This is a genomic window from Rhizobium tropici CIAT 899, assembly GCF_000330885.1.
Taxonomy (GTDB): domain Bacteria; phylum Pseudomonadota; class Alphaproteobacteria; order Rhizobiales; family Rhizobiaceae; genus Rhizobium; species Rhizobium tropici.
The window spans coordinates 498,509-514,559 of the sequence record NC_020062.1 but is presented as its reverse complement, the minus strand read 5'-3'; the positions used below and the strand labels follow the sequence as shown (position 1 = coordinate 514,559).

12 protein-coding genes and 1 riboswitch are annotated in these 16,051 nt (G+C 60.8%); of the genes, 5 read left to right on the top strand and 7 right to left on the bottom strand.

The genetic code is table 11. The features are described 5' to 3' along the window. The 3 genes from RTCIAT899_RS24460 to RTCIAT899_RS24450 form a co-directional block, all read right to left on the bottom strand. On the bottom strand, positions 1-2,064 hold the full coding sequence (locus tag RTCIAT899_RS24460) for a hydantoinase/oxoprolinase family protein (protein WP_015342493.1): 2,064 nt from the start codon (positions 2,062-2,064) through the stop codon (positions 1-3). Beyond that, positions 2,061-3,755, bottom strand: a complete 1,695-nt coding sequence (locus RTCIAT899_RS24455) for a hydantoinase B/oxoprolinase family protein (protein ID WP_041678147.1) — start codon at positions 3,753-3,755, stop codon at positions 2,061-2,063. Before RTCIAT899_RS24455 ends, RTCIAT899_RS24460 begins: the two co-directional genes overlap by 4 nt. 98 nt (positions 3,756-3,853) lie before the next feature. Continuing rightward, entirely contained in the window at positions 3,854-6,424 is a 2,571-nt protein-coding gene (locus RTCIAT899_RS24450; RefSeq protein WP_244441552.1) for a winged helix-turn-helix domain-containing protein, read from the bottom strand. 402 nt (positions 6,425-6,826) lie between these two features. On the opposite strand from RTCIAT899_RS24450, the gene RTCIAT899_RS24445 reads away from it, so the two are divergent. Further along, complete coding sequence (locus RTCIAT899_RS24445) at positions 6,827-8,161, top strand: peptidoglycan L,D-endopeptidase MepK (RefSeq protein ID WP_015342490.1); 1,335 nt, start codon at positions 6,827-6,829, stop codon at positions 8,159-8,161. A 94-nt stretch (positions 8,162-8,255) separates the two neighbouring features. Here the strand turns inward: RTCIAT899_RS24445 and RTCIAT899_RS24440 are convergent, their stop codons facing one another. From RTCIAT899_RS24440 to RTCIAT899_RS24425, 4 genes are all read right to left on the bottom strand, one after another. After that, positions 8,256-9,020, bottom strand: a complete 765-nt coding sequence (locus RTCIAT899_RS24440) for an ABC transporter ATP-binding protein (protein WP_015342489.1) — start codon at positions 9,018-9,020, stop codon at positions 8,256-8,258. Further along, on the bottom strand, positions 9,017-10,054 hold the full coding sequence (locus tag RTCIAT899_RS24435; RefSeq protein ID WP_015342488.1) for a FecCD family ABC transporter permease: 1,038 nt from the start codon (positions 10,052-10,054) through the stop codon (positions 9,017-9,019). The genes RTCIAT899_RS24440 and RTCIAT899_RS24435 overlap by 4 nt, the downstream gene beginning before the upstream one ends. 3 nt (positions 10,055-10,057) lie before the next feature. After that, positions 10,058-11,074, bottom strand: a complete 1,017-nt coding sequence (locus RTCIAT899_RS24430; RefSeq protein ID WP_015342487.1) for an ABC transporter substrate-binding protein — start codon at positions 11,072-11,074, stop codon at positions 10,058-10,060. Positions 11,075-11,239: 165 nt separating this feature from the next. Then, positions 11,240-11,495, bottom strand: a riboswitch (cobalamin riboswitch). Between the two features lie 69 nt (positions 11,496-11,564). Beyond that, a complete protein-coding gene (locus RTCIAT899_RS24425) occupies positions 11,565-12,659 on the bottom strand; it encodes a GGDEF domain-containing protein (protein WP_015342485.1) in 1,095 nt (364 codons plus the stop codon). 204 nt (positions 12,660-12,863) lie between these two features. Here RTCIAT899_RS24425 and RTCIAT899_RS24420 point away from each other — a divergent pair, with 204 nt between their 5' ends. From RTCIAT899_RS24420 to RTCIAT899_RS24405, 4 genes are all read left to right on the top strand, one after another. After that, on the top strand, positions 12,864-13,268 hold the full coding sequence (locus tag RTCIAT899_RS24420) for a hypothetical protein (RefSeq protein ID WP_041678144.1): 405 nt from the start codon (positions 12,864-12,866) through the stop codon (positions 13,266-13,268). Positions 13,269-13,496: 228 nt separating this feature from the next. Beyond that, entirely contained in the window at positions 13,497-14,867 is a 1,371-nt protein-coding gene (locus RTCIAT899_RS24415; protein ID WP_015342483.1) for a PepSY-associated TM helix domain-containing protein, read from the top strand. Positions 14,868-14,930: 63 nt separating this feature from the next. Beyond that, positions 14,931-15,410 carry a copper chaperone PCu(A)C gene (locus tag RTCIAT899_RS24410; protein ID WP_015342482.1) on the top strand — a complete coding sequence of 160 codons (480 nt, stop codon included), beginning with the start codon at positions 14,931-14,933 and terminating at the stop codon, positions 15,408-15,410. Continuing rightward, positions 15,400-15,996: an SCO family protein gene (locus RTCIAT899_RS24405; RefSeq protein WP_015342481.1), complete on the top strand. Its 597-nt coding sequence runs from the start codon at positions 15,400-15,402 to the stop codon at positions 15,994-15,996. The genes RTCIAT899_RS24410 and RTCIAT899_RS24405 overlap by 11 nt, the downstream gene beginning before the upstream one ends. Positions 15,997-16,051 lie beyond the last annotated feature (55 nt).

Sequence of the window (16,051 nt, the reverse complement as noted above, 5' to 3'; positions counted from 1 at the left end):
TCAGACGCTTCCTCCGTCGCATTCACGGATGAGCAGCAAGCCCTCCTCGCTCACTTCAAGCTCCTGCCCGGCCACCACGAGCGAGGTCGCGGTCGCTTCCTCGATGATGAGAGGGCCGGCAATTTTCTGGGAGGACGGCAGTCGCGTACGCTCGTAGACGGGGCAGGACACCCAGCCGGTCGTGCCGCCGAAATAGACTTCGCGGCGCCCCTTGAAGGCTGCATCCAGCGATCGACCTGCACGATCGAGTTTCGGGATGGCGATGACCGGGCCGTGGAGCACAGCCTCCAGATGGATCATCGTGATCTCGACCGGCGAACCGGGCAGACAGAAGGTATAGGCGCGCTCATGGGCGGCATGAAAGCGTTCCGCAAAGCTTTCGGCATCGTCTTGCATTTCGAAAAGAGCGAAGACGCCGTGCTCCTGCCCGCGATAGCGGGCTTCGACGCGGCAGACATACCGTATCTCGGCTGCATCGCCTTTGGAGAAATATTTGACCGCCTCGCGCTTCAATTCGTCGAACCGGCGCTTGAGATTGCTGACGGCTTCCGGACCAAGGGGAGCGAACCATGTGCTGCGGAAATCGGCGCGCGGTTCGGCCGCCAGCATTCCCCAGGCCGAAAAGATGCCGGGATGCGGCGGCACGACAGTCATCTTCACGCCAAGATCGCGCCCGAGACGCGCAGCAAGCGCAGGTCCCGCGCCCCCGGAAATGACGAAAGCGGCATCGCGCGGATCATGCCCACGCTGGACCGTCACCAGCTTCAGCGCATTGATCATCGACGCATGCGCGATCTCGACGATTGCGAGCGCCGCATCCTCGACCGATAGCCCCATCGGCTTGGCAACCGTTGCAATCGCGGCCGCAGCCTTGGACTTGTCGAGCTGCATCTGGCCGCCGGCGAAGCTTGCCGGATCGAAAATGCCGAGCGTCAGCAGGGCATCGGAAAGCGTAGGCTTCTCGCCGCCCCGCCCATAGCAGGCCGGCCCCGGTGTCGATCCGGCACTTTGCGGGCCGACGCAGAGCGCGCCACGCTCGTCGATGCGGGCGATCGAGCCGCCGCCGGCGCCGATTTCGACGATATCGACCACCGGCACCTGAACCGGATAACCGGGCGCGATACGGGTATGTTCGAGCTTGTATTCGCTGTCGAGCGTCGGGCGGCTGTCATGGATCAGCGAGCATTTTGCCGTCGTGCCACCGACATCGAGCGACAGGACTTCGGATTCGCCAAGCACTGTGCCGATGCGCGCAGCACCCGCCACACCGCCGGCCGGGCCGGATTCGACCAGCGTCAGCGGGCTCATCTGCGCCTGATCGAAGGTGGAGATGCCTCCGTTCGACTGCATGGCATAGTAGGGGCAGGTGAGATCGCGCTCAGTCAACGCGCTTTCGAGCCGCGCAAAGTAGCGCTTGATGATCGGCTGCACATAGGCGTTAAGCACGGCCGTATTGGAACGCTCATACTCCCGCCATTGCCGGGAAACCTCGTGGCTGGCGCAAACCGTAACATCCGGCAGCGCCTCGGCGATAGCCTTGGCGCAGGCGATCTCATGCTCGGGATTGGCATAGCTATGGAGAAAGACGACGGCGACCGCCTCCACATTACGAGCGCGGCATTCGCGAACGATCGGCTCGATATCCCCAAGCTCGATGGGCGTCAGCACCCGCCCCTTGGCATCCATACGCTCGCGCACCTCGAAGCGCAGGCTGCGCGGCACGAAGGCTTCCGGACTCTTAAACTGCAGATTGTAGAGATCGGGGCGATTGCCGCGGCCGATTTCCAAGACGTCGCGAAAGCCGGCGGTCGTCACGAGCGCCGTGCGGACGCCCTTTCGCTCCGTAATCGCGTTGATGACGGTTGTCCCGCCATGCGCGAAGAAAATCACATCGCGCGCCGAAAGCCCATCTTTCTTCTCGGCAAGCTCGATTGCCGCAAGCACACCTTCGGATTGGTCGTGGACGGTCGTCAGGCTCTTGGCGGTAAAAATCTCGCCCGTGCGCTCATCATAACCGACGAGGTCGGTAAAGGTACCGCCTACATCCGTCGCCAGCCTGATCATGACGCCATGCCCTCTTCATATCCATAGAGGCTGCGCGCTACCTCCCAAGTGATGTAACCATCTTCGACGTCGCGGCGGACCTGATCCGGCTCACGAGCGCGCGGATCGCCCCAACCGCCGCCGCCGCCGGTGATGATCCGCACGAGATCGCCGCGCTTCAACTCGATATGTGGCTCGCGGCCGAAATCGCGGACTTTCCGGCCGTTCTCCTCCACCTGGAGAAGATTGACGCTGCCGGGCTTGCCGCCTTCTATGCCCCAGGGCGGCGTATCCGTTCGCCCGAAGCTGCAATAGGCGGAAGCGCCGTCTCCGAGGATTTCATAATCGCGAATGACGCCGAAACCGCCGCGGCGGCGCCCGGCCCCTGATCCACCCTCGACGTTGAGCCCATAGCGACGCACGAGCAACGGAAAACGCGCTTCGATGACCTCGACGGAGTAATTGTAGGTATCGCCGTCGGTGAGCGCGATCAGCGCATTGGCGCCGTCGCCGTCCCTGCTCGCTCCCCAGCCGCCATGCTGCGGCTCGATATGGATGAATGGCTGCCCCGCCTCGTCCTTGCCGGAAACATAGACGACGCAGAGGCTCGTATAGGAGCCGGCGGAGAAACGCTCGGGCATCAGCTTGGCAAGAGCCTTCCAGACGAGTTCTGAGGCATGCACCGAGCCCTCGTAATACCAGCCTGTAGGAGAAGGCTTCTCGGCGGTGAAAACCGAACCTGTCGGTGCAATGACGGAGAGCGGCCGGAACCAGCCCTCATTGGACGGCGCCTGCGGCGCGACCAGCGCCTTGAAAATGGTACGTACCGCCGATTGCAGCGCACCGGCCGCGCAATTGATCGGGCCCGCAACCGCGGGCGGACAACCGGTGAAATCCGCTGTAAGGCGATCGCCAGAAATCGTGACGGCAACCTTGACCGAAATAGGATCGGTGGTGACACCATCGCCGTCGATGATATCTTCCGCCTCATAGATCCCGTCCGGCAATGCAGCTATGGCGGTGCGGGCCTGCTTCTCGCTCACCGACAGAAGGTGATCGAATGCGGCCTCGACGACATCGGTGCCATATTTGCGCGCAAGCTCGGCCATGCGTCTGGCGGCAACGCGGACGGTCGCAACCTGCGCCGTGAGATCGCCTATCGCGACTTCGGGCAGACGGACATTCTCGCGGATGATGCGCAGGATCTCCCCCGAGAAGCGATCGCTGCGCACGACTTTCACGCCCGGCAGCCTCAATCCCTCTTGAAAAACGGAGGTCGCATTCGGCGCAAGCGAGCCCGGAACAGAGCCGCCGACATCGAGATAATGCGCAACATTGATCGCATAGGCCAGAATCCGGCCATCGAAGAAGATCGGTTTGACGATGGCAAAATCGCACGCATGCGTGCCGCCGGAATAGGGATCGTTGGTGAGCAGGATGTCGCCGTCTTCCAGATCGTCGCCACAGAGTGCGATCAGCGATTTGACCTGCGTGCCGAACGTGCCGGTAAAAAGGGTGATGCCATTCATCTGCGCCACCAGCTCACCGTCACGGGTGAGAAGACCACAGGCAAAATCAAGCACCTCATAGATCACAGGGCTCATCGAGGTTCTGGCCATGACCACGCCCATCTCGTCGACGGTGGCTGCCAGCTTGCCTTCGATAATCTCCTGCGTCACCGGATCGACGACGATCACGAATCTACCTCTCATCACTATATTCGCACGAGTGCAGATTAGGTGTTTTTTCGTCTATCGATAGCCTTTCCGATGGGTGGGCGGAGATGCCAAAACCCACCCGAATGGGTAGGTTATCGATCGAGCATGCCCTTTTGACGCGCTGCCGTCACGGCCGCGGTCCGAGTCGAGACGTTGAGCTTCGCAAAGATATTGCGCAGGTGAAACTTGATCGTATTGTCGGACAAGGCGAGCATCCGGCCGATTTCCTTGTTGGAAAGCCCCGAGCTCAGCAATTCCAGCACCGTGCGCTCCCGGCCTGTGAAAACAGAACCATCTTCACTGCCGACCGCCGGCTCTTCCGATACGTCCGCATCCGTAAATAGCGATTGAAGGCGCTGGCGGGTAATCGCTGCGACGGTCGGATGTTTGGCAAGCGCACGAAGCTCTGAAAGCGCTGCCGGGTGACCAAAACGAAGCAGGTTGCGATAATCGGCAAGCGGCGTCGTCAATACGAGATCGGATAGGCGGGCGGCGGCGGGTTCGCTTTGACCCTCCGCCAGGAGAATTTCGATTTCGATGAGGGCAAGCTCGATTGCACGCGGAACATGCGGGCGCTGCGTCTGGCGCATCATGAATTGGTTGAAGATCTCGCGCGCCTTGGCCTTGTCGCCAAGGGCCAGATGGGTGCGGGTCCAGAAGATAGCCGGCGTAGCTCCGCGCAAATGAATGGCCAGCGCATTGGCGCGATCCGAAGCGACTGCCTGCATGCCAAAACCATTGGCCTCGGCATGGCGGATTGCATGATCGAGATCGCCGGAGGCCATGAGCAGCATGGCGCGCTCCCCATCGATCAGCCGCGTGAGCCGATCGAAACTACGGCGTCTCGCAGTGGCGCGGATGCGGTCCATGGCTGCATGGGCCGCGAGCAGATCCCCACGCATGCGCAGAACCCGCTGTTCGGCCATGAAGCCGGCAGCCAGAAGATCGAACCAGGTATCGTGCAGCTCGAGATGCGGCAGTGCCCATTCGAGCATCTCCGCCGCGGCTTCCGCCTCACCGCGCATCGACAGAACCTCGGCCTTCAATACCTGGCCGACGGCATCGAGATCGCTGCCTGGACCAATATTGGTCTGGGCTTCGCAGATCAGTTCCTCGTAGGCCGACAGAGCGCTCGCACAATCGCCGGATAGAAAGAAAGCTTGGCCGATATGGGTATAAAGATGCATGGCGCCGAAATCGGCGCCGCCGTCGCGAAAGGCGCGAATGGCCAGATGCCCGTAATGCAGAGCCCGGTCAAGCTCGCTGCGGATCAGAAAATTGTAGGAGAGCATGTTGAGCGCAAGCGCCCGATGAATGAGCTCCATTCCATCCGGCTGCCGCAGATCGTCCTCAAGAGCGGAAAGGTCGGCCGCACTCGCCCAATGGTCGGTATAAAGCGCCAGGAGGATGCGCACCACGCGCACATCCTTTGCCAGGATCGGATCGCCGGCGGCCACCCGATCGGCGATAGCGAGATAATGATTGGCCGCCGCAAGCTGCGCCGCCTTGGCGTTGAAGATCGAAAGGCCGAGGGTCGCAAGTGGAAAACGGGCCAGATCGATTTCCGAGGCATGTCCGCTCAAGGCCTGAAACAATGTTGCGCCGCCGCGGGTGGTGGCATAGACGCGCCGCCATCCGCCGGCGGTTTCGACAATTCGCGCAGCAAGGTTGGCATCGCCCGCGGAAAGCGCATGATGAACCGCTCGGTCTATGTCGCCCCGGGCTTCGAACCAGTGTGCCGCACGATTAAGAGCGCGATTGGCATCGACACCTCTGCGACCGGCGGTTTTCTTGAGGAACTCGTTGAAAACGGGGTGAAACCGCATCCAGTTGCCGGGGCCGGCAAGCAAGGTCACCGGAAGCGCGTATTCGGCCAGGCTTTCGCAGAGGTCGGCACGCTCTCTGCTTTCCAGCACCGCTTCGAGCAGAGAATGATTGAATGCCGGAAGGGCGGCCGTGTCGATGAGAAACTGGCGTATATCCTCGGGCAGATGCTCGAACACCTGCTCCGACAGATAAGAGCCCATATCCGTATCGCCGCCATCGAAAGAGGCAAGGATGCTGTCACTTTCATCCGATTCAGATACGAGCAGGCTCACCATCTGCAGTGCGACCGCCCAGCCTTCGGTCCGGCGATTGAAAGAACCGATCTGCTCCTCCGTCAGATGTGTGCCCTTCCCGGCAAAAAGCTCTCCAGCTTCGGCATCACTGAAGCCTAGCTCGGTAACGCCGAACTGCTTGAACTCACCACGCAGCCGCAAGGCCGAGAGCGGAAAGCGTGGTGGGCTGCGGCTGACCAGCACCAGCTTGACGTGTTCGAGCGAGAGGTCGGCGAGAATCTTCGCCATCAGCGCCTCGGTCGCATCCGTCTGCGCGAAATGATAATCGTCGAGAAAGACGACGAGCGGTCCTTCGATCTTGCGCAGGCGGGTCGCCAGCACCGAAAGCAATGCTGCAGCCGGAAGATTGCCGGCATCGGCCCCATCTTCATGAAGCAGCGTCTGCAAGGCATCGATCAATGCAAGCAGAAAGGCTTCCTGATTGGTGTGTTCGGCATCGAGCGACACCCAGCAGAGCTTGACACCATCGGCCTTCAGCAGCTCATACCACTGGACGGCGAGCGACGTCTTGCCGTAGCCGGCAGGTGCGACAATGGTCGTCAAACGGCGCAGCCCGGCGCGCCGGAGCTGCCGCAATAGGTCGCTACGTTTGATTGTTTGCTGCCCGCTCGACGGGGGAGCAAATCGATTCTGTCCACTCATGGGGCGGGATGATGATGTCTTGGAAGACAGTTTGCAACCCACGCGAAAACGTTTGCAAAGCTGGTTTTACCTATCTTTTGGAAGAAACCGCCTTGCAGGCAAGGGTTGACCCCAGACAAAATTGCAACGGCAAAGCTAGCGACCTCAACCGCTCACAAATATCCTCGGACCAACGAAATTTTTCCGTTTCCGCCTTTAAACGGTCCGTTAGGGATTTGTTGACCATAATTGGAGGGTATAGCGATGCCGCAGGCGCGGCGCCTCTGATTTCTGTTTCTCTTAGCAAGGGCGAAAGTCGTATCCGTGCATCACGCGATCTTTTCCATTCCGGCGGCATTTTTCGCCACGACTTTCTCGTTCATCGCTTTCCGTGTGGCGCTGATCGCGATGCTGGCGCTCGGCGCCTTTGCCGGTTCGGCGGCGGCCGAGGACAGGGCACTCAAGCTCTTCTTCACGCATACGGGGGAAAGGTCGACCATCGTCTTCAAGCGTAACGGCAAATATGACCCGCGCGGCCTTGCTCACATCAACCGCTTCTTGCGCGACTGGCGAAAGAACGAGCCGACCAGGATCGATCCGGAATTGCTCGATCTCGTCTGGGACGTTTACCGCCGCAGTGGCGCCAAGGAGGCCATTCACGTGGTTTCGGCCTACCGCTCTCCGTCGACCAACAGCATGCTGCGCAACCGCTCGCGCAGCTCCGGCGTTGCGAAGCACAGCCAGCATACGCTCGGCAAGGCAATGGATTTTTACATTCCCGGCGTGAAGCTCGCGAGCTTGCGCGCAATCGCCATGCAGATGCAGATCGGCGGCGTGGGCTTCTATCCCAATTCCGGCTCGCCCTTCGTGCATCTGGATGTTGGCGGAGTGCGCGCATGGCCGAGAATGTCGCGCCAGGAGCTTGCGCGGCTTTTCCCCAATGGACAGACGCTTCACGTGCCGGCAGATGGCAGGCCACTGCCGGGTTACGACGTAGCGGTCACACAATCCAAAAAGCGCCCTTCGCAGATGGCGAGCAAGATCACGGCCGTTGATGACGACAGTGACGATGCCGGATCATTCACAGCGTCTCACAACGTCGAACCCGACCGCAGCCTTTTGACCAGCATGCTGCCAACCCCCAGAAGCCGGGCCGTGGATGGACTGGAAGCTCAGCTTGGCAAGCGGGTGGCTGAGGAAAGCAAGACCCAACCCTTTGCCGACCTCGCGGCCTATGCCGTTCCGCTGCCGGCGTGGCGGCCGACCAGCAGCATCGTCGTCATCCCCACGACCGCGCCGGAAAGACCAGCTCCCACTGCCGTGCTCGCCAGCCTGGTCGTGGGACGCAGCAACGCTGGAAAGCTCGTCGTGTCTGACAATGTGGAGAATACGGCCGAGAGCGCCATGGCAAAGATGCAGCCGATCGCTGCCCTTCCCTCGGCGGCTGCGCAAGATGTCTCAGCCGGTGTAGGAGACATGTCGACAGGGGCGATCGTCGCCTGGGCTTTGCGTCCGCCAGGCATGGCCGTCGACATGACGCTGCCAGGCCTCGTCAGCGCGCCCATTCCGATGCACGACGACATGGCGGAGGCCCAAGCCGGAGCCATCAGCTATGATGGCGACGATTTCGACGTCGAGCGGTTCGGCTTCGAAGGCTGAGGCGAACTTGCACGATCCAGTAATATGATGCGCCCCGGTCGAAATTGCTCAGACTGGGCGATCCATTTTATTCCGCGATCGCGACAGATGCCACTCAACCCGCCATATATTGGATGTTGCAGCGGCCGTGGACCGAGGATTTCTGCACATGCGCGCGCACGCCGAAAACCCGCTCGATCAGCTCCTGCGTCAGCACCTCTTCCGGCGGCCCGGCCGCAACGACCTCGCCATTTTGCAAAACAGCAAGGCTGTCGCAGAACATGGCCGCCAGATTGAGATCATGCAGCGCCACGATGGAGGTGACATCGAGCTTGGAGACCAGGCCGAGAATATCGAGCTGATGTTGGATATCGAGATGGTTCGTCGGCTCGTCCAGCAGCAGTTCGCTCGGAGTCTGGGCAAGCGCCCTCGCAATATGGACGCGCTGTCGTTCGCCACCCGACAAAGTTTGCCACGGCTGACCGGCGCGGCCTTGCATACCGACACGGGCAAGCGCATCGGAAACCGCCGCATCGTCGTGAGCGCTCCAGGCCGACAAGGGACCGCGATGGGGCGTACGGCCGAGACGCACGACGTCCATCACTGTGACCTGCGTATCGGTCGTCGCCTGCTGCTCGACCAGCGCGATGCGGCGGGCGATATCGCTCCGCGAGATCGAGGCAATATCGCTGCCACCGAGCCGGATGACCCCGCTTTTGACCTTCCGCAACCGGCAGATCAGCCTGAGCAGGCTGGATTTACCCGAGCCGTTCGGCCCAAGGAGCCCGAGTACCTTGCCTTTTTCCACCGTCAGGCTGACGCCGTTGACGATCAGACTATTGCCGGCTGCAAAGGTTACCGTGTCCACAGCAATGCTCATGCCGTCCTCCGGGCTCGATAGAGAATGAGGGCGAAGGCCGGAGCCCCGAACAAGGCCGTGACGACGCCGATCGGCAAAATCTGCTGGGGAACGATGACCCGCGAGATGATATCGGCCGCGACCATGAAGATGGCGCCGGCCAGAGCCGCTGCCGGCAAAAGCCGGTCATGGCTCGGCCCGACGACGAAGCGGGCCGCATGCGGAATGACGAGCCCGACGAAACCGATGGAGCCGACGATGCTGACGACCGCTGCCGTCATGAAAGCCGTCACGCCAAGCAGAACGACTTGGGCGCGCTTGACCGCAATGCCAAGCGATGCGGCAGCATCCGTGCCGAAGATAAAGGCATCGAGCACGCGGACATGCGCCATGCAGACGGCGAAGCCGATGATGGCGACCGGCCCGGAAAGATAAACGTCCGGCCAGCGCACACCGCTCATGGAGCCGAGCAGCCAGAACATGACGCCCCTCGCCTGCTCCGCATTGGCCGACGTGGTGACGATATAGGAGGTAAGCGCGTTGAAAAGCTGCGAACCGGCGACGCCGCATAGAATGATGCGCTCGCTCGTGCCGCCGACCCCGGCGGCAAGCAGGCCGACGAAAAGAAAGGCTGCAACCGCGCCGAGGAAGGCGCCGCCGGAAAGGCCCAGAATGCCGTAGCCAAGACCGAGGATCATGATGCAGACCGCCCCGGTGGAGGCGCCGGCGGAAATGCCCAGCACAAAGGGTTCGGCGAGCGGATTGCGCAGCAACGCCTGCAACACCACCCCGCTCAAGGCAAGCGACGCACCGGTGCTTGCAGCAACGAGCGCGCGGCTCAGGCGATAATCCCAGACGATCCCCTGATGGATCCGGCTGAGTTCGAAGCTCGTTCCGAACAACCGGTTCGAGACGGCCTTTACTGTGGTCGACAGCGGGATCGAAATCTCGCCGATCGATACGGCGAGGCTGATCATGAAGGCCAGAAGAATGACGGCAGCCATGGCGAGCGCCAAGAGCGCCCACCATGTCCTGCGTTTTGCGACGAGACCCATATCTTACTGCGCCAGGCCGAAAGACTTGATGCCCTTGGCCAATACTTCAATGCCGTCGATGGTGCGGATGGTCGGGTTCATCGATTGCGCATCCATCATGACGAAATGCTTGTTCTTAACGGCGTCGAGCTGGCTGGTGACTGGATCTTTTTCGAGGAAATCGACCTTGACCTTCGGATCGTCGGCCGCATAACGGCGGCGGTCCATGGTGGCTATGACGATCACGGCCGGGTTGGCCTGCGAAATGGTTTCCCAACCGACCATCGGCCATTCTTCTTCCGTCGTCACCACGTTTCTGGCGCCGAGCGTCTTCAGGACATAGGCCGGCGCGCTGTTCTTGCCGGCGATATAGGCATCGCCATTGACTTCCTTGCTGGAGAACCAGAACACGATCGGAAGATCCTTGGCCTTGGCAGCGGCAATCGAAGCGACTGCATCCGCCTCGCGCTTTTTCAGATCCGCGATCAGGGCATCGCCGCGATCCCTAACGTCGAAGATCTGCGAGAGCTCGGCGATTTCCTGGTAGACCAGATCCATCGTGAAAAGCTCCTTGCGCACACCATCGCCGCCATCGGTATTGACCTTGGCGACACAATCGGCCGGAGCAACATAGGTATTGATCCCGAGCTCCGAAAATTGCTGGCGCTTGCCGACGGAACCCTGCGCGCCGACATGCCACTCGAATTCGGCGGCGACGAGATCCGGGGCTTTGCCAACGACGGATTCGAAGCTTGGATCGTTATCGGCAAGCCGCGGGATCTTGCTGTTCGCCTCGGCATATTGCGGCAGAACCGGGCCGACCCAGACCGCCGTTCCGGCAATCTTGTCGGCAAGGCCGAGCGAAAAGAGAATTTCGGTCATGCCCTGTCCGATCGAAACGATCTTGGCCGGAGCCTTTTCAAAAGTGACCTTCTGACCGCAATTATCGATGGTGAGAGGATATTGGGTAGCGGCAAAGCCGGAGCCAGCAAAACTAATCAGCCCAAATGCAAATGCAATGGTCGTCAAAAAATGGCGCATGAAAGATCTCGATAGGATTAAGGAAACGGGGCGGCGTCAGCGCGATCGCGCTGAGAAAGACGGCCGCCGGCTGCGGAGATCCCAATCAAGGCCGATAGGTGTCGGATAATGTCGAAGGCGCAGGTCAATCATTCTCTGTCCTTTCCGGGCATCCCCGCCCGGCTGATTGGATCGTGATCGACGGCAGGTCTCCTGGCTTGCGGATCTGTGACGATCATCGGCCTTCCCGCAAGCATGCTTGCAGTGGCGCGGCTCAAAGCCTCAGGAAGGAACCAGCAGGCTGGTCATTCCCGGATGATCGGCAATCCGCTTACAGTTGCGGGGGCAGCCACGGTCTAGGTCCCGCTTGGGTCATCCTCACCGTGTTCCCTATTAATCCCCGCGGAGTCTTCCTTGGGGAACCGTCACGCCCAGTTATTCCGGACTGCCCCTTTCCGTCAAGGACGAGAAATGAGAAAGAGCAGGTCGTGGCTATTGAAAGGCGTCGAGCCTATACGGCCTCTGCCAGTTCCACGCGATTTCTCCCGCCTGCCTTCGCCCGATAGAGCGCCTTGTCGGCGGCCTCAAGCACATGTTTGAAATCCGTCGTCGGTTCCAGAGAGCAGGCGATGCCGATGCTGACCGTGACGTGGACGGCCTCCTGCTCGAACATCAAGGTCGTGTCCTCGATATCCTTGCGAATTTTCTCCGCCACGGCGGCGGCGGCTCGCGTATCGGTGTTGGGCAGCAGCACGACGATCTCCTCGCCGCCATAACGGGCGGCAATATCGGTCTTACGGACGGTTTGCCTGATGACATCGGCCAACCGCGCCAGAACGGTGTCACCGAAGGAATGGCCCCAGCTATCGTTGATCTTCTTGAAGTGATCGATATCGAGCATGATAATCGAGAAGGGGATACGCCGCATACCCGCCTCCTTGCTGCATCGATCGCCTTCGCGCTGCAGCACCCGGCGGTTGGGAAGCCTTGTCAGCGGATCGAGGCTCGCTTCATTCTCCAGCGCGCGCTGGATGCCAATGCGATATTGCTCCCGCTGCAAGAGATCCGACAACAACATGACACCGAGGATATTGACGATCGTCACCGGAAGTGTCGCCGAGATAAGAAGGGCGCGCGCAACCGCCCACGGAAAAAGGAAGACAACCACAATGGATGAACAGGTCGCCAGACCGAACAGAGCCGACCGCCTCCAGCCCGTACCGGTCCATTGCCGCGGCAGCAGACTGAGCGCATAGCCCGCGGTCGCAACGATTATGATGCCGGCCACGCCGACCACGGCGCCCATGCCGCCCACCATGTACCGAAACAGGGCCATCATAACCGCGGCGACAATGGTTCCCAAAAGGCCGCCATAGATCGGCGTAAGAACAAGGAGGATCGACCGGCCATCCTGGATCACACCTGGCATCCATTGGATGGGATCGCCCATGGATAGGATGCCGACCAGCCCGAACAACAACCCGACGGCCACGGATTTCAAAGCGCCGCGCTCGACGATACGGATGACCCAGGAATAGGCATAAACAATAATCGCCACCTGGCCGAGGACACGTATTAGCGAGATCAAATGTGTTTCGATTTCCATGGCTATTCCCAGTCTTCGCAACGCGTCGCAACGGATGAGCGGCGGCGGCATGGTCGAAGTCCCTACGAGATACCATGCGATCTCTAAAAATAGTTTATATGCCCCTCATCGAACGGCAGCGCGGCACGAATTGACGCATTGCGCTTGCGATAGGCCTGCCCTATGACTGAAACCTTATCCGCGAATGCGGTGGTGGGGACAAGCATGCGGAAGACGATTTCGCGAAGATTTCAGTGGAGCGCGCGCATTCTTTGCGCCGTCGCGCTGTTGCTCGTCGGCTTCGCCCATCAACCGATCGTCGCAACTGCCGACGATATATCCCCGATCGAGCTCGCCCAATACAGGCTGCCGGACGGATCGCTGCCCATCCTCTGCATCACCTATAAGGATGCCGATGGCAAGGTGCATGGGAAAGCCTACGCACCCGGATGCGAAGCATGCCGGATTGCGTCCGCCGCGATGCTGCCCGCGCCTCCGACCGACATTTGTGAGCGCCTCGCCTCCCCGCGCGGAGAGACCGTCGTCGCAAGATCGGAGGTGTTCCACCGCCAACTTTATCCGCCGAATACAGGCCCGAGAGCACCACCCCTCCCCGACATCGTTGGCTGAACCGGCATTGCGGCTTTCGTCGCGATGCCCGCCGTCAATGCTGCCGCTTGCGCGACCATGACGTCGCGACATCTGAGGATTGGTGTTCACAGCTGCATCTTGCCGAACGAAGCAGGCCGATTGGTCGGCTGCCCAGGGAAAGCAGGCTCACGCCAAACGGCGAACCATCTCGCCGCACCCCTCCTCAGATCGCCCCTTGCGGCAGCCTGCCGATCTTCGGAGGATTTCATGTCTGCCTTTACCGCTGCAGAGCCTGCAGCCGCAGCGACCCACAATATCTCGCTCTATCGCGCGATCTGGCGCTGGCATTTTTTCGCTGGCCTGCTCGTCATCCCTTTCATGCTCAATCTGGCGATCACCGGTTCGTTGTATCTATTCAAGGACCAGATTGCCGATACCTTCTACTCGCATCGCTATCTCGTCACCGAGGCCGGCACCATGCTGCGGCCGCAGCAGATCGCCGACGCGGCGCTCTCGGCCTTTCCGGGCGCCCGCACAACCTCCTATCATGAAGCGTCGGCTCCGAACCGCTCGGCCTGGATAACGCTGTCCAAGGATGGACAATCGACGATCGTCTACGTCAATCCTTATGACGGCAGCATCCTGGGGTCGGTGGGTTCGAAGCAGGAATTCGGCTGGGTCGTCAAGCGCATTCACAGCCTCGAATATTTCGGCAAATGGACCAATCGCCTCATCGAGATCGTCGCGGGCTTTGCCCTCGTGCTCGTCGTGACGGGCATCTATCTGTGGTGGCCGCGCCAGCAGACGGGCGGCGTGCTCACCATTCGCGGCACCCCATCACGCCGCGTCTTCTGGCGCGACCTGCATGCCGTGACGGGAGCGCTTGCCGGCATCCTGATCTTCTTTCTCGCCTTCAGCGGCATGCCGTGGTCCGGCTACTGGGGCGCCAACGTCAACGCCTGGCTGACCGCAAACAATCTCGGCACGCCGGCAGCAGTCTGGGACGACGTTCCGAAATCGACAAAGGTCACACAGGATATCGTCAGCCGGCCCGGCTGGGTCGTCGAGAACGCGCCCGTTCCGCTCTCCGATATCGCGGCGCAATCGGCCAAGCCGATCGGTCTCGATAAGGCCGTCGACGTCATGCATGGGCTCGGCATGATCGCCGGCGCCGATCTTGCGATCCCCTCGGACAAGAAGGGCGTTTATACGGCAAGCCACTACTTCGGCGACCTCGGCAAGGAACGAACCGTTCATATCGACCAATATTCCGGCAAGCCGCTCGTCGATATTTCCTACGAGCAGTATCCGGCGCTCGGCAAGGCAATCGAATGGGGCATCAATGTCCATCAGGGGCAGGAATGGGGCCTCTTCAACCAGCTGCTGATGCTGGCCGCGTGTCTCGCCATCATTCTTTGCTGCGTGACGGCAGCGACCATGTGGTGGAAGCGCCGGCCATCGGGTCGTCTCGGTGTGCCGCCGATGCCGCCGCAGAAGTCTGTCTATGTCGGCCTCTGGCTCATTGCCATCGTCTTCGGCATGGCTTTCCCGCTGACGGGTGCCGCCATCGTCGCGATGTTGCTCCTCGACCAGCTCCTGGTTCGCTTCGTACCGCCTCTCCGGCGCTTCTTCTCCTGACGAGGTGAGGCGGAGCCAGAGGCTTCGCCCGCCTGCTCCTCTTCCGGATCAAGGATATCGATCATGCTGAAACCGATTTTTGCCCTTGCCGCTTTCGGGCTGGCATTCCTGTCTTCCTCTCTCGCTTCCGCCGACGATGTCAAAATCGGCAACCTCACCATTTCCGCACCCTATGTTCGCGCCATGGTGCCGGGAGCTCCCGTCGGTGGTGGTTACATGACCATCACGAATACGGGAGGCACCGACGACCGGCTGGTGGCTGCGAGCTCACCGCGCGCCGCAACGGTCCAGATTCACGAGATGAAGATGGACAACGACGTGATGATCATGCGCGAGCTTGCCGGCGGCCTAGCAATACCGGCTGGCAAAACCATCGAACTCAAACCCGGCGGCTACCACCTCATGTTCATGAAGGTCGCCGCGCCCTTCCTTCAGGGCCAGACGGTGAGGACATCGCTCAAATTCGAAAAAGCCGGTACGGCCGAAGTCGATTTCCCCGTCGGATCGATCGCGGCAAACAAGGAGGCATCCCATGTCAAATAGACGACGCTTTGCGGCAACGGCCGTCGCCCTGACGCTTGTCGTCGGCGCTGGTGCCATCGGCTACGCAACCTTCCTGATGGCACCCAAGGTCCGGGCCGCCGGCAACGTCGGCGCAACCTTCACGCTGACAGACGATCGCGGTGAACCCATCACCGAAAAGGCCCTGTCGGGCCATCCCTCGCTCGTCTATTTCGGCTATACGCATTGCCCTGACGTCTGCCCGACAACGCTTTATGACATGGCCGGCTGGCTCAAGACGCTAGGAACTCAGGCCGACGGATTGAAGGTCTATTTCTTCACCGTCGATCCGGAACGGGACACGCCGGAGATCATGCACAGCTACACCGGCAATTTCACCGACCGGATTATCGGCATCACGGGCGATCCCGGTGAGATGCAGAAGGCGATCAAAGGCTGGCGCATCTATGCCAGGAAAGTGCCCAGCCCGGACGGCGGATACACCATGGATCACACGGCGTCCGTGCTGCTCGTCGATGCCGACGGCAATCTCAAAGGTACGATCGCCTACCAGGAAAATACCGACGTCGCCCTGCAGAAGATCCGAAATCTGCTGCAGCAGGATTAATTCCGAGGTGCGGCTCCGGGAATGGGAATTCCGTCCGCCCTTGCGGCAACGGATA